The organism is Streptomyces sp. HUAS TT11 (genome assembly GCF_051553595.1).
GTDB lineage: Bacteria > Actinomycetota > Actinomycetes > Streptomycetales > Streptomycetaceae > Streptomyces.
In genome coordinates, this window is the sequence record NZ_CP196184.1 from 9,701,476 (window position 1) to 9,715,851 (window position 14,376).

The 14,376-nt window shown below is 70.9% G+C and carries 12 protein-coding genes; 4 read left to right on the forward strand and 8 right to left on the reverse strand.

The window, feature by feature from the left end:
* Positions 1–57: 57 nt before the first annotated feature.
* The 6 genes from ACSHXN_RS43710 to ACSHXN_RS43735 all read right to left on the reverse strand — a co-directional run bounded on the left by ACSHXN_RS43710 (position 58) and on the right by ACSHXN_RS43735 (position 5,369).
* Positions 58–441, reverse strand: a complete 384-nt coding sequence (locus ACSHXN_RS43710) for a fic family toxin-antitoxin system, toxin component (protein WP_356295255.1) — start codon at positions 439–441, stop codon at positions 58–60.
* Positions 438–734, reverse strand: a complete 297-nt coding sequence (locus ACSHXN_RS43715; protein ID WP_355141079.1) for a type II toxin -antitoxin system TacA 1-like antitoxin — start codon at positions 732–734, stop codon at positions 438–440. Before ACSHXN_RS43715 ends, ACSHXN_RS43710 begins: the two co-directional genes overlap by 4 nt.
* A 420-nt stretch (positions 735–1,154) precedes the next feature.
* Positions 1,155–2,201: an NAD-dependent epimerase/dehydratase family protein gene (locus tag ACSHXN_RS43720; protein ID WP_438306398.1), complete on the reverse strand. Its 1,047-nt coding sequence runs from the start codon at positions 2,199–2,201 to the stop codon at positions 1,155–1,157.
* A gap of 406 nt (positions 2,202–2,607) precedes the next feature.
* The gene (locus ACSHXN_RS43725) at positions 2,608–3,318 is read right to left on the reverse strand and encodes a hypothetical protein (protein WP_438306399.1); all 711 of its coding nucleotides are present in this window, start codon (positions 3,316–3,318) and stop codon (positions 2,608–2,610) included.
* A 1,012-nt stretch (positions 3,319–4,330) separates the two neighbouring features.
* Positions 4,331–4,732, reverse strand: coding sequence for a PPOX class F420-dependent oxidoreductase (locus ACSHXN_RS43730; RefSeq protein WP_438306400.1), 402 nt, complete (start codon positions 4,730–4,732; stop codon positions 4,331–4,333).
* A gap of 25 nt (positions 4,733–4,757) precedes the next feature.
* A complete protein-coding gene (locus tag ACSHXN_RS43735) occupies positions 4,758–5,369 on the reverse strand; it encodes a TetR/AcrR family transcriptional regulator (protein ID WP_356114646.1) in 612 nt (203 codons plus the stop codon).
* Between the two features lie 104 nt (positions 5,370–5,473).
* Between ACSHXN_RS43735 and ACSHXN_RS43740 the strand changes: the two genes are divergently transcribed.
* The 3 genes from ACSHXN_RS43740 (at position 5,474) to ACSHXN_RS43750 (ending at position 10,248) form a co-directional block, all read left to right on the forward strand.
* On the forward strand, positions 5,474–6,421 hold the full coding sequence (locus ACSHXN_RS43740) for an oxidoreductase (RefSeq protein WP_438306401.1): 948 nt from the start codon (positions 5,474–5,476) through the stop codon (positions 6,419–6,421).
* A gap of 420 nt (positions 6,422–6,841) precedes the next feature.
* A complete protein-coding gene (locus ACSHXN_RS43745) occupies positions 6,842–8,476 on the forward strand; it encodes an ABC-F family ATP-binding cassette domain-containing protein (RefSeq protein ID WP_438306402.1) in 1,635 nt (544 codons plus the stop codon).
* A gap of 80 nt (positions 8,477–8,556) precedes the next feature.
* The gene (locus ACSHXN_RS43750) at positions 8,557–10,248 is read left to right on the forward strand and encodes an ABC-F family ATP-binding cassette domain-containing protein (protein ID WP_438306403.1); all 1,692 of its coding nucleotides are present in this window, start codon (positions 8,557–8,559) and stop codon (positions 10,246–10,248) included.
* Between the two features lie 226 nt (positions 10,249–10,474).
* Here the strand turns inward: ACSHXN_RS43750 and ACSHXN_RS43755 are convergent, their stop codons facing one another.
* A complete protein-coding gene (locus ACSHXN_RS43755) occupies positions 10,475–11,224 on the reverse strand; it encodes an SDR family NAD(P)-dependent oxidoreductase (protein WP_355141063.1) in 750 nt (249 codons plus the stop codon).
* 128 nt (positions 11,225–11,352) lie between these two features.
* Between ACSHXN_RS43755 and ACSHXN_RS43760 the strand changes: the two genes are divergently transcribed.
* On the forward strand, positions 11,353–11,787 hold the full coding sequence (locus tag ACSHXN_RS43760) for an Rrf2 family transcriptional regulator (RefSeq protein WP_383359723.1): 435 nt from the start codon (positions 11,353–11,355) through the stop codon (positions 11,785–11,787).
* A 361-nt stretch (positions 11,788–12,148) separates the two neighbouring features.
* Here ACSHXN_RS43760 and ACSHXN_RS43765 read toward each other — a convergent pair whose 3' ends face one another.
* Positions 12,149–14,263, reverse strand: coding sequence for a SpoIIE family protein phosphatase (locus ACSHXN_RS43765; RefSeq protein WP_438306404.1), 2,115 nt, complete (start codon positions 14,261–14,263; stop codon positions 12,149–12,151).
* Between the last annotated feature and the right edge of the window lie 113 nt (positions 14,264–14,376).

A 14,376-nucleotide genomic window follows, 5' to 3' on the forward strand; every position in this document is an offset into this window, starting at 1 on the left:
GCGGGCGACAGCAATCCGGAAGTGTGTTTCCCGGTGATCGTGCCCCTTCGAGGGCGGTCAGTTGGCGGCCCAGGCGCGCAACTGCTGGGCGATCCGTGCCACTCCGAGGGCCCCGGAAGCGGCGTCCCGTACGAGTACGACGGCTGCCTTGGGCGGATACGCGATCCGGTGCTCGTTGAGGATCAGATAGGCCTCTGTGGCGTGCCAGGCGAAGGCCTCGCCCGAGTGCTCCAGACACGGCAGCTTCGCCAGGGTCTGCAGCAGCGCGGCTGCCTTGAGGTACGGGGACCCGTAGATGTCGCGTTCCATGGCCCGTGCGTTGACCCGGGCGACCGCGGCGTAGAGCGGGCCGTAGTCGTCGACCTGGGGGTCACCGTCCAGGAGTTCGGCGGCGTGCAGCAGGAACGCGACGTCGAGCGGGTGGGGGCCGGGGTCGGTCACGCGGCGTGCCCTTGCCCGTGGCTCTCGATCTCCTGCCGTGCCTGCTGTTCGGCTGCCCGCTGTTCCTCGCTGGGATCCATGCTGCTGGGTTCAGCGGCGAAGGCCGCGCCGCTGCGGGCCTTCGACTCCTTGAACCCTTCCAGGAACCGCTGCTCGACGGCGGTCGCCCGCGCGTAGGCGGCGGAGAGGATGTACTCCTGCATGCTGACCCCCTCCTGCTTCGCGGCCGCGGCAATAGTCGCCCGCTTCTCAGGGTCGGGGAAGCGCAGGTTCATGGCCTTGGCATCCGACATGGCACTAATGGTACCAGTGGTACCGCGACTGTCTCGTAAGGTTCAGCCGCCCTGTGCACCCGGAGGTGGCCACGAACAAGATCGCGGTGAGCGCGAGCGTCCGACCGGCGCGCTGGTTCCTGCGACTCTTCGGTCTGTGCCTCGTCCGTCTGGCGTGTGGTGTCCTGCTCGGTGGGGCGGTGTAGTGGACGGAGCTGCCCTGCTCGGTGCGGTGGGCCTGGGTGCGGGCCACGAGGTTCTGCGAGGTGGTGCGCACGAGGGTGGTCTTGATCGTCGCGGTGTCGCTCGGGTGGTGATGTGGCGGCATCTGGCCACGCGGGGTCGGAGGCGGTGGGGCAGCACGGCGGCGCTTGCGCCTTGTCTCGATGGGCGTTCCCGGTGCGGCACCGCGGGCCCGAACAAGCGCAGCCGTAGGGGCGCTTATTCGGTCTGAGGCTGCTTGGCTGCGTGGGCGGCGAGAATCGCCTGCTCCTTCTCGGCCGACAGGAACGGCGTCCACGCGCCGAAGTGCCGGTAATCCTCGAAGGCTTCCTGTTCACCGCCGGGCGCGAACAGCCAGGCGGCCGTGTCGCGTATCGAGTCCGCGATCGGGCGGCAGTGCAGGCCGGCGGCCAGAGCCTTCGCGCACGAAGTCGTCCAGGCGGCCGCGAATTGCGGGTCCGGCGGCAACCAGAGCGGAAGCTCCGTCCACGGCTCGACCTCGTGGTCGACGAAGAGCTGGTCATCGATGTAGACGAGCTCGGCCCGGCCTGCGGTGGCGGCGACGCAGGCATCCAGGTAGTCGCCCCAGTTTCCGTTGTCCGGTGCACCGGGCACCAGGTAGTCCTCGGCATCGTCCTTCGGTGCGCCGGTCAGCAGGCCGAGGCCGAAGGCGGCGAGGTCGCGCACGTCGATGACCCGCAGCGGCCGGTCCGGCGTACCAGGGACGGCCATCGGCCCGCCGCGTGCCGCGCGGCGCAGCCAGGCCGTGGTGCGCCGGGCACGGTCATGCGGCCCGACGATCAGGCCTGGTTGGAGCACCACGACCCTTCCGGGGAAGGCCCGCCGGACCGCCTTCTCGCAGCCGTCCTTCAGCCAGCCGTAGTCGCCGCCCTCCGGCCCGGCATCGGCGGTGCCACCGTGGCGGGGGGAGGACTCGTCGGTCGGCAGGGCGGGGAAGCCGGGATAGACGTTGATGGTGGAGACGAACAGGTAGGCGCCGGCGTGCTCGGCCAGCGCGGCAGCCGACTTCGCCACCTCGCGAGGCACATACCCGCAGACGTCGACCACTGCGTCGTAGGGCCCGGCCGCGGCCAGCGCGGCGAGATCCGCCTCGTCGGTCCGGTCCCCGCGCAGGGCGCGGACGCCGGGCAGGTCGGCCTGGGTTTGGCCCCGGTTGAAGACGGTCACCTCCCAGCCGCGGCGCAGTCCCTCCGCTGCGAAGGCCCGCACGACGAACACCGATCCACCGATCACGAGAAGCTTCATGGCCACGAGTCTCGGCTCTGCCGCCGTACCGGTGGAACGGCCGTGCGCGGCCGGCGAACGGATTGCGCGTGCCGCGTAAGCGCTTGTGGTCCGCCGGCCCGTGCTGGGAGCGATGTCGTCGGCCGGTGTCGGTGTCTTGGACGGTGCAGCGGGAGGTCGGCATCTGACGGTCTTCATGCCGGCGCAGGCCGCCGCCGTGCGGGTGCATCGGCGGCGCCGGGACCATCCGCCCGAAACGGTTTGTGCAGGCTGCCGGGCACCGGACGCTCCACGACGCTCACGCCCGGACACCTGCCGGCCGGCGTGCGATGCACAGCGTCCACGACGTCCGATACGCAGCGTCCCAGTGGTGGGTGCGGTCGGGCAGGCTGCCGCCGAAGCGGCAGCATGCCGCCCGGTGCGAGGGTTACTTCGACGCTTCGGCCTGCGCCTCGTCCGCCTTGGGTGCGGTGTCCTGCTCGGTGGGGGCGGTGTAGTAGACGGAGCTGCCCTGCTTGGTGCGGTGGGCCTGGGTGCGGGCCACGAGGTTCTCCAGGGTGGTGCGCACGACGGTGGTCTTGATGCCGCGCTCGGGGTGGGCCTGGTCGAGTGCGGTGGTCACCTCGGCGGCGGAGCGCGGTTCGCTCTGCTCGGTCAGGTGCCGGCGGATGAGCTCGACCAGGGTGGGCAGGGCCGCCTTCGCGGTCTCCACCTTGCCCGCAGTCTTGGACCCGGTCTTGGTCGCAGCCTTGGCAGCGGACTTGGCCGCAGCCTTGGGTGCAGCCTTGGCCGCGGGCTTCTGGGCGGCCGGCTTCTTGTCGGTGTCCGGGGCGTCGGTCTTCTTCGCCCGTGCCCGCTTGCCGGTGCCGGGCTCGGCGGAGGCCTTCTCACGGGGGGCGGGCACGGTGGTGGCCTCCGGCGTAACCGCGGGCTGGACGGGGGCCGACGTGATGCCCAGCGCCTGCTGCACGTTGACCAGCACGGAGTGGTCGGTCTGCAGGGAGGCCAACTCCTGCTGCAGCGCGGCGATGTCCGTGCTGATGCGCTCCTGCTCCTTGACGTTGCGCTCGAGGTCGCTGGTGACCTGTGCGGCGTACTGCGATGACAGTCCGGCGGCGGCAGTGGTGCTCTGCGACATGGTGTCGGGCCTTTCCGTTGTGCCGGCCACATGAGCCGGTCCTGTGGAGCGCGGGCGCAAACGTGAGCCCTGCGCTTGTGCGTTTCGGGGCTGCTGCCCAAAGGTCAGCGATAGTAACTGCTGCGAACAGCCCGGATGAGAGATAGTACGGGTGAGTAGAGCCTGTTGTTTCACTTGAGTGACACCTGTGGCTCGAGTTGAGCTTCAGGGCCGGGCACGCGACCGGCGTCCGGTGCGTTGGTGAGAGTCGGATAGGCACGCATGCGTCAGGGTGCTGCCACCGCACTTTAGCCGGTGTTGTCGCTGGTGGTGCCATATGTGCGGAACATCAGTGGCCGCCGGGCGGCCCGTTGACCCGGCGCCCGCGGCGGGGAGATGCCCGCACGGACGGGCGCGGGCGTCCCTGTTGGCACGGGAGTGAATCGGGGCGCACATGTGCCCCTTGAGTGGTACGGCAGTCCACGGCACGGCATATGACAACAGCGTTCGGCGGGAGTTGGCATGCCCGGCGGGTGTGCGGCGGTGTGTGGTCCACGGCCGCGCCCGGCAGGGGGAGTGTGCGGCAGGGGCTCTGTCCGGTGCGGGCGCAAGCGGGGGTCGCGGCCGGGCCGGGCGGATTCGCAACCGGTGGGGGTCGCTCCCGCCCGTAGCCGTCCTCCTGCGGCAGGTTGAATCCGTTGCCTTGCAGGTGGGAGCGTGAAGGCTGACCGCGTTGAACGCCTCCCGCTGAACTCACCGGCGGCCACGCGCTCGGGTGTCCGGTTCGAAAGGAGCGGCTCGATCCGCGCCCATGGCGCGTGAGTCAACGGCACACCCGCACAACGACCGGCTGACCCAAATGAAACTGCCCAGGTGCGGACAAGCAGGAATGCGATGCCGTCGGTACAGGGGACGGGACGGTGTGGGCGGCGTGGTCAGGGAAGGTGGCGTGTGGGTGTGAAGCCCCGGCGCGGATGTCGGCGCGGAGACGGCGCTGCGGATCCGGCCCGGCGCCCCCTCATCGCGCTGACCGTCATGCGGTCACGGCGATGGCCAGGAGCGGGCGTCGCCGGCGCAGGAGCCGGTCGGCCAGGCGTATGAGGCGGAAGACGGCGAATCGGCGCGCCATCAGATCCTGAACGTGTCGGGTCTGTTCCTCGTCGAGCAGCCGGGCACTCGCCTGCGCGACCGGCGCATGGGGCGGGACGGTCCCGTGCATGGTGCACGGGGCGATGGTGACCCGGCTGTTGTTGCGGATCCGCTTGACCTTGCCGGTGTCCGGCGGTGTCAGGACGTAGAGCGTCCCGCCCGAGACGAGGCAGCCGACCGGGGTGGCGACCGGGCGTCCGTCCCTGCGGAACGTGGTCAGGCTCATGTATCTGCCGTGGGCGATGCGCTCGACGGTGTGGTCGTAGCCGGCGTACGAGGCGTGCACGGCGGTCTCCTTGGCGGCTCGGGGGTCAGTGGGCGGTGTGTGTCTGCTGGGCCACGAGGGCGCGGGCGCAGTGGGCCGCCTGGTCCGTGGCGTGCGTCAGGTGGTCGCGGCCGGCGGGGAGCATGCCCTGCTGCAGGAAGAGGGCCAGGCCGTGTGCCGCGGCCGCGATGCGCGTGAGCAGATCGAGTGCCGTGTCCTGGTCGGGGGTGACCCGTCCGGCGATGGGGACCAGCATGTCGAAGAGGTTTTTGCCCGCTGCGGCGAGTTCGGGATGGCGGCTCTTGTCGAGTCCCGCCAGGAAGGTGATGTCGAACAGGGCGCGTTCCTCGGCCGCGAACGTCACATACGCGGCGGCGAAGGCGGCCATCTGCTCGGCCACGTCCGCGCTGCCGGCGACCGCGGCCCGGTAGCGGCGGTACTGCTCCTCGTAGCCCTTCAGGGCCAGCGACGCCAGCAGGGCCTCGCGGTCGGCGAAGTGCTTGTACGGAGCCGACACGCTGACCCCTGCCCGGCGGCACGCCTCGGCGAGCGTGAAACCGTGCGGCCCGCGCTCCTGCACGAGCGTGAGGGCGGCTTGCTCGAGGGCGTTGCGCAGATCGCCGTGATGCTGCCCGCTGGGGCGTCGTTTGACTGTCACGCCCCTTAGGTTAACACTATTCACCACGAGGTGAATGTCATTCACCATGGGGTGGTGCGATGCCCTGCCCTGTCCCGCGTCCGATCGGCCCGTCCGGAGGAGCCATGTCCCGATCCGCCCATGAGCAATGGACCGCCCAGCAGGTCCCCGACCAGAGCGGCCGGACCGCTGTGATCACAGGGGCCAACACCGGCATCGGCTTCGAGACCGCGCTGGTGCTGGCCCGGCAGGGCGCACACGTCGTGCTGGCGGTGCGGGACACCGCGAGGGGCGCACAGGCCAAGGAGCGGTTGGCCGCGGCCGTTCCCGGGGCCCGGATCACCGTGCAGAGCCTTGACCTGTCTTCCCTGCGGTCCGTACGCGCCGCGGCCGAGGCCCTCGGCGCCGCGGGCCTGCGCATCGACTTGCTGATCAACAACGCCGGGATCATGTACGCCAAGCAGCTCCGGCGCACGGCCGACGGATTCGAGCTGCACTTCGGCACCAACCATCTCGGGCACTTCGCCCTCACCGGGCTCCTGCTCGAGCGGATGCTCGAGGTGCCGGGATCCCGGATCGTGACCGTCAGCAGCATGGGCCACCGCCAGGGCGGCCCCATGGACCTGGGCGACGTCAACTGGACCACGCGCCCCTACAACCCCACCGCGGCCTACGCGCACTCCAAGCGGGCCAATGTGATGTTCACCTACGCCTTGCAGCGGCGGCTCGCGCAACGCGCTGCCACCATCGCGGTGGCCGCCCATCCCGGCGGCGCCGACACCGGGGGGTCCCGGCGCACCACCGCCGACCGCAGCCGTCTGGGGCGGGCCCTGTTCGCCGGCCTGGTACGGCCGCTGCTGATCCAGAGCCCCGACCGCGGTGCGTGGCCGATCCTGCGTGCGGCGAGTGACCCGGCGGTCGAAGGCGGGCAGTACTACGGCCCCGGCGGCTTCCTTCAGAGCAAGGGGCACCCGAAGGCGGTGACGTCGAACGCGCAGTCCTGTGACGAGGCGGCGCAGCATCGGCTGTGGCAGATCTCGCAGGAGCTGACCGGGGTGCGCTTCCCGGTGTAGGAGTGCGCCCGGTGCGCGGACCGGCTTTGCCTCAGGCGTGCACTCTCCATCCGCTGCGCCGCAGCGGTGAGCGATTCCGTCACCAGCGGTTCAGGTGCGCCGGCAGCAGGACCGCCGGTCGCGATCACGGAAAGGGGCGACCGAAAGGGGCGACGGGGAGAACGGAAAGGGGCGACGGGGAGAGAGGAGAAGGGAGAGGAGAACGGGTCGCTATGCTGGTGGGCGACCTGGACGTACAGCGAGGAGTCACAGACGTGGTGGGTGAAGACGACATCTCCGGGTGAGATCCGGATCTGACGGCCACCGGCCGGCGCTCGGAAGCGCTGCTGCCGAGGTGGTCCGTTTCGTCGCACCTCCTTCTTCCACGTCTGCCCAGGGCAGAGGTCTAGCCCTGCCCTCAGTACCTTCGAGGTCATTTTCATGTCCGACGCCGCCGTCGTCTGCTCGAACGTTTCCTTCGCCTGGCCCGACGACACCCCCGTCTTCCACGACCTGTCCTTCTCCCTGCCCCCCGGCCGTACGGGCCTGGTCGCGCCCAACGGCTCCGGCAAAAGCACCTTGCTCAAGCTGATCGCCGGTGAGTTGAAGCCCGCCGCCGGCTCGGTGTCGGTGAACGGTGCGCTCGGTTACCTCCCGCAGGCCCTGCCCCTGACCGGCGACCTCACCGTGGCCGAAGTCCTCGGCGTCGCCGCGGTGATCCGTGCTCTGGACGCCGTGGAGTCGGGGGACGTCGACGAGAAGCACTTCGCCGCCATCGGTGACGACTGGGACATCGAGGAGCGCACCCGCGCCCAGCTCGACCGTCTGGGCCTGGCCGAACTCACCTTGGACCGCAGCCTGAGCACGCTCAGCGGCGGCCAGGTGGTCTCCCTCGGCCTCGCCGCCCAGTTGCTCACGCGTCCGGACGTCCTTCTGCTCGACGAGCCGACCAACAACCTCGACCTCAAGGCCCGGCACAAGCTCTACGACGTGCTGTCGGATTTCAACGGCTGTCTGCTCCTGGTCAGCCACGACCGTGCGCTGCTGGACCGCATGGAACGCATCGCCGAACTCGGCAGCGACGAACTACGCCTGTACGGGGGCGACTTCACCGAGTACGAGGAGGCTGTGCGCGCCGAGCAGGAGGTCGCCGAGAAGAACGTCCGCACCGCCGAGCAGGAACTGAAGCGGGAGAAGCGGGAGTTGCAGCAGGCCCGTGAGCGCGCCGAGCGCCGGGCGAGCAATGCCGCGAAGAACCTGAAGAACGCCGGTCTGCCGAAGATCTTCGCCGGCACCATGAAGCGCGGCGCGCAGGAGGCCGCGGGCAGGTCCGGCACGATGCACGCCGCGCGGGTCAGCGATGCCAAGGCCCGCCTGGAGGAGGCCGGGCGGGCCCTGCGCGAGGAGCAGCGGCTCACGCTGGAGCTGCCCGGTACCCAGGTGCCCGCCGGCCGCAACCTGTTCCTCGGCCGGGGCATGCAGGTCCGCCTCGGCGACAAGGACGTGTTCGCGGCGGGCGGCGTCGAGTTGAGTATCCGGGGCCCCGAGCGCATCGCCCTGACCGGGCCCAACGGCGCCGGCAAGACCACGTTGATGCGGCTGGTCACCGGCGCTCTCGCCCCCGAGGGCGGGCAGATCACGCGCAACGACGGCCGGATCGCCTACCTGTCGCAGCGCCTGGACCTGCTGGACCTGGACCGCACCGTGGCACAGAACTTCGCCGCGTTCGCACCCGAGCGGCCCGAGGCGGAGCGGATGAACCTGCTCGCCCGGTTCCTCTTCCGGGGCGCGCGGGCCCACCTGCCCGTCGGTGTGCTCTCCGGCGGAGAGCGGCTGCGCGCCACCCTGGCCTGTGTGCTGTGCGCGGAGCCGGCCCCGCATCTGCTGCTGCTTGATGAGCCCACCAACAACCTCGACCTGGTCAGCGCGGGCCAGCTGGAGAGCGCGCTCAACTCCTACCGGGGCGCCTTCATGGTGGTCAGCCACGACGAGCGGTTCCTCGCCGAGATCGGGATCAGCCGCCGGCTGCGGCTGGCCGACGGGGTGCTGAAGGAGACGGGGGCACCGGCGGTGTGAGCCGCCGACGTGTGACATGGCCCGCGTCCGAGGCGATGCGCCCGGCGGGCCGACCACCGATCACGCCAGGACGGTATCCCGTGCCCCGACCCGCTCTGCTCGCCCATGACCTCGTCCGCACTCTGGGCGGGCGCCGCGTCCTCGACGGCGTCTGCCTCACCGCCTCACCCGGCCACCGCATCGGCCTGATCGGGGAGAACGGCGTCGGCAAGTCCACCCTGCTGCGGCTGCTCGCCGGCGTCGACGAACCCGACGCGGGCAGCGTCACCCGCCCCCGAGACCTCGGCTTCCTCCACCAGGAGATGCCGTTCGACGCGGACTCGACGCTTGCCGCCGTACTGGAGGAGGCGTTGCGCGAGGCCCGTGAGGACCTCGCCGAACTGGACCGGCTCGGTGAGGAGTTGGCCCGCGTCCCCGAGGACCACCCCGGCCACCAGGAACTCCTCGACACCTACGGCAGACGTCTGGAAGGGGCCCAGGACCGGCAGTCCTGGGACGCCGACCGCCGCGCCGCACTGGTCCTGGACGGCCTCGGCCTGGGCGCCCTGAGCCACGACCGGAGCCTTCGCTCGCTCTCCGGCGGGCAGCGCGGCCGACTCGCCCTGGCCGCGCTGCTGGTCCGGCGGCCCCCCGCGCTGCTCCTGGACGAGCCGACCAACCACCTCGACGACACCGCCGCCGCCTTCCTCGAGGAACACATCCGGTCCCTGCCCGGCACCGTTGTATTCGCCAGCCACGACCGGGCGTTCCTCGACGCCGTCAGCACCGACCTGATCGACCTCGACCCGGCACCGGACGGACCCGTCCGCTACGGCGGCAACTACAGCGCCTACCTGTCCACCAAGCACGCAGAGCGCCGGCGCTGGGAGCGGCGGTACGCCCAGGAGCAGGAGGAACTGGAAGAACTGCGCCAGTCGGCGGCCGTGACCGCGCACCGCGTCGCCCCGGACCGGGGCCGTGTGGACAACGAGAAAATGGGCTACGGCCACCGGGCCGGCCGGGTGCAGAACTCCATCTCCCGCCGGGTGCGCAACGCCACCCGACGGCTGGAGGAACTGCAGCGCACCCAGGTCACCGAGCCCCCGCCCCCCTTGCGATTCACCGCCGGGGACCTGGCCAGGCGAGCCGAGGACAGCACACGGCCGCTGGTGGTCCTGCGGGACATACGGGTGCCGGGCCGGCTGACACTGGACGGCCTGGAAGTGGCGGCGACCGACCGGCTGCTGGTCACCGGCGACAACGGGGCCGGCAAGTCGACGCTGCTCGCCGTCCTCGCCGGACGGCTCCCCGCCCAGGGCGAGATGCGCAGGCGGCGCCACGTGACGGTGGGGCTGCTCACCCAGGACACCGTCTTCGACCGGCCCGCACGCACCGTCCGCGACACCTATGAAGCAGCAGTGGGTCCGGCACGGGCGGCGAAAGTGCCACTGGGCTCACTGGGCCTGATGCACGGGGCCGACCTGGACAGAGAGGTCGGGGAGCTGTCGGTGGGGCAGCGCCGCCGGCTGGCGCTGGCCCTCCTGGTGGCCCGCCCGCCCCACCTGCTGCTGCTCGACGAGCCCACGAACCACCTCTCGCCGCGCCTGTGTGACGAACTGCAGGAGGCGCTCGGCACCGGACCAGGCGCCATCGTCCTCGCCAGCCACGACCGCTGGCTGCGCCGACGGTGGCAGGGCCGGGAGATCCGACTGGACCCTGCCCGCTGGGCCCGACCGGCGCACGGGCGACATCAAAACCCGCTGACACCGATCACGGACCCCCGCACGCAGTGACTGCCGAAGGCAGGGGCAGACGGCTGCCGTTGGAAAACGGCGCAGTCATCGGCCTTTGGACTGCCCGATGGTGGTGCTTGCTGCCTGTCCTCCGCCGGTCGACTGGCGGAGGACCGGTCGCGCCCCCTCTTTCGCGCACGTGGAGCCGTCCGCGCACGCGCGGGTCGTTGGCGATGCGCGCTCCCAAGGCGCGATGTCCCTCGGGGCGTGCGGCAGGGGTTCCGGTTCAGGCGTTGTAACCGCCGTGGGCGTCCAGCACGGCGCCGGTGACGTACGACGCGGCGGGGCTCGCCAGAAAGGCGATCGCCGCAGCGATTTCTTCGGGGTGACCCATGCGTTGCAGCGACAGCGAGCTGACCAGGGCCTTGAGGGTCTCGGGGTCCGGCGCTTCCATGCCGTCCTCCATCAGTCCGGCCTCCACGACGTTGGCCGTGATGTTCCGGGGCCCGAGGTCCCGTGCGACCCCCATGGTGTACCTCTCGATCCCTGACTTGGTCGCCGAGTAGTCGGCAACTCCCGGGACACCGACCCGGGAGCCCAGTCCCGAACTCACCGTGATGATGCGGCCGCCCGAGCGCAGCACTCGGGAGGCGGCCCGGATGACGGCGATCACGCCGAGGTAGTTGGTGGCGTGCATCCGATCCAGTGCGGCGGTATCGGCGTCCGGGTCGTCCACCGTGCCAGCCACGGAGATCGCCGCGTTGTTGACGAGGATGTCCAGGCCGCCGAAGTGCGCGACCACGTCGTCGATCAGCGCCGGCGCCCCACTCGTGTCCGCCTGGTCGGACTTGAAGGCGACGGCCTTCGCTCCCTTGCCGTGCACCTCGTCGACGACAGCCTGCGCCTGCTTCTCGGAGCTGACATAGGTGAAGGCGACGTCGGCGCCCTGCTCGGCCAGCAGTCGTACGGTCGCGGCTCCCAGTCCGCGCGACCCCCCGGTGACCAGGGCGACCTTGCCCGTGAGTGGCTTGCTCATTCTTCTCACCTCGTTGATTGACTCTCCCCGATAGTCGAAACGTTAATTGTTACGACAGGATGTTGCAACCTTCGCTGTTACGACTGAGCTGTCGTAACATGGAGCGTTGCGACCGAGAGGAGGGGTGCATGAGTGCCAACAGCAGGTTGACCATTGCCGCCCATGCGCTGGCCTGGATCGGTCTCTACCAGCGCCAGGGCCATGAGGTCGCCACCTCCGAGCAGATCGCGTCCAGCGCGAACACCAATCCTGTGGTGATCAGGCGGCTGCTCGGCGAGCTGCGCAGGGCCGGGCTCGTGGAGTCCCGGCGGGGCGTGGGCGCGGGCTGGTCGCTGGCGCGCGAGCTGGGGTCGATGACCCTGCTCGACGTGTACGAGGCAGTGGAACCCGGCCCGCTGTTCGCGATGCACCGCACCACCCCGGACCAGGGATGCGTGGTGGGTTACGGCATCCAGCCGGCGATGCAGGGCATCTACGAGGGCATCGAGAGGACCCTGAGGGACGAGCTGGCCAGCGTCACGCTCGAGAACGTACTCCGGGACGTACTCGCGGCACCCCACTAGCCTTCCCGTTACGCCCTGACATCATCAAGATCCCCATCCGTGCCCAGGCCGGTGAATAGCCTGGCGACCAGCCCACGGCACCCGCGCGGTGTCGGCCGAACTCGCGGCCCGGGAACATACGAGCGCCGAGTGGAACAAGACCAGCCCGATCACGACCGGCATCCGGATCGCGCCCAGCTCCGGCCGCCGCTCCGGTAGCGGTGCCTGCGCCGGTTCTGTGCACGTCGCCATGTCGGTGCCCCCCGTCGCCGGTACGTCACCAGTGTGGGAAAGGCGTCCGCCGGGCGCCCCCCGCAACGGACTTTGCTCACATCGAAGATCAACTTTCGATACACGCCCGCGCCGAACCGTTTGCTGCCCTTTAGGTCTGGATGAGCAGGAGGGCGATGTCGTCGGTGCAGGGGACGGCGTGGGTGCCGTGCTCGAGGAGTGTGTCGGCGAGTGTGTCGACGTCGTGGTGGCCGGCTCGGGTGAGGTGGTGTGCGAGGTCGGTGGTGGTGTCGTCGATGTCGGCGCCGGGGTTTTCGACCAGGCCGTCGGTGTAGAGGACGAGGAGGGTGCCGGGGGGAAGGGGGACGGTGGTGGTGGGGTAGTCGGTGTCCGGGGTGATGCCCAGCAGGAGGCCGGGGGCCATGGGGAGGGTTTCGGTGCGGCCGTCGGGATGCCGGATCAAGGGTGGGGGGTGTCCGGCGGTGGCCAGGCGGGCCCGGCGGCGGTCCAGGTCGATGTGGGCGTAGAGGCAGCTGGTGAACAGCCCCGGATTGAGGTCGGTCAGCAGGCGGTTGGTGCGGGCCAGGACGTCGCTGGGGGAGATGCCGGTGGCGGCGTGGGCGTGGACGGCGGTGCGGACCTGGCCCATGAGGGCGGCGGCCTGCACGTTGTGGCCCTGGACGTCGCCGATGACGGCGGCCGCGGTGGTGGGGGTGCAGCGGATGAGTTCGTAGAAGTCGCCGCCGATGTCCATGCCGTGCCCGGCAGGCAGGTAGCGGGCGGCGACCTTGAGGCCGGGGATGTCGGGCAGTTCCTGCGGCAGCAGGCCGGTCTGCAGGGTGCGGGCGAGGTGGTGCTGGGCGTCGTAGAGGCGGGCCCGGTCCAGGGCTTGGGCGATCAGTCCGGCCAGGGAGGCGAGCACGGTGCGCTCCGCGACGGGGAAGGGGCGGGGCCGGTCGTAGGACAGGACGAGAAGACCGACGGCGCGACCGGAGGTGATCAGCGGCAAAAACGCCCAGGCGTCGCGGTCCTTGTAGCGGGGTGCCTCGGGGTAGGCGCGCTGGAAGTCGGTGAAGCTGGTGAAGAAGGCAGGGGACTGGGTGCGGATGGCCTGTGCGGGTGGGGTGGCGGAGGCCAGGGGATCGCCCTCGAAGCGTTCCAGGAACGCGGTGTCGTAGCCGCGTGAGCCGAGGATGCACAGCCGTCCGTCCCCGGCCGACATGAGGACGAGCCCTTGGGCTTCGAAAGCGGGGATGAGCTGGTCGGCGACCTGGTCGACCACGTCCTGGACGCTCACCGCCTGGGTCAACGTCGCCGCCAGATACATGAGGTGATACAGCGCCGACGCCCCGAGCGGGCCTGCCGGAGCGGTGCGGCACGGTTCGGCCTCGGCAGCGGCCTGTTCGCGCGGGAGCGGGGTGATGTTGACGCTGATGCCGTCGGCCGCGGGGCACAGCTGGAACGACAGCCACTGGTCCGGGGGTTTGAGCACGGTGAAGGCGGTGGACTGCTTGCTCATCACCGCCGCCCGGTACTGGTCCTCCAGGGCGGGATCCTCCAGCCACAGCAGCCGCTCCCAGGGGCGCGAGCCCAGCAGATCGGCGGCGCCGACACCGAGGAGTTCGGCCGCGGTGGTGTTGAGGAAAGTGACCCTTCCCTCCAGGTCCAGGGAGCAGCAGCCCACGGGCAGCCGCTCGGCGAAGTCGTAGGCGGCCAGGGCCTCGGCCCGGCCCGGCTGGCGGGGACGTCGCGCGGACAGCACCAGGGGCTCAGGTTGGGGCAGCAGTGGACGGCCGCGCCCGGCGGCCTGTCCCAGCAGGTGTCCCGCCCGCCGGCGAAACACCTCCAGCGCCTTTGTCTCGCGGTCGCTCAGCTGCGGGGGATGCCATGCCGGCCACAGCAGGCAGACCCCGCCGTGCACCGCGTCGTCCCACTCCAGTGGCGCGGCCACCACCAGGACCTCGTAGGGGGCGATGAGACCGATCCGCGGATAGCGCCGGGCCATCTCCTTGGGGCTGCTCAGCCAGATGAGGCGCCGCTCGCGTATGGCCTCGGCCACCGGCACCGCATCGCTCACCTCCATCCGCACCCACGGAGCGGCAAGCCCGCGGGGAAGCCCGGACAGGATCGCCAGATGCATGAGTTGGTCCTGCGGCGACAGCACATACAGCATGCCGACCGCCGTGTCGGTGTCCTGCACCAGACGGCGGAACAGCCCGGCCAGCCGCCCCGGCGCCGTCACACGCCCCTGCTCATGCCGGCGCACCGCGCTCACCCCCCTGCCGCACCCAGGGGGACGGGCGGGCCCGGCGCGCGAAACGTCCCCGGGCCGCCTCGGCACGCCCCGGCCCGCCGGTCCGCCGCCACGGCCAGCCGCAC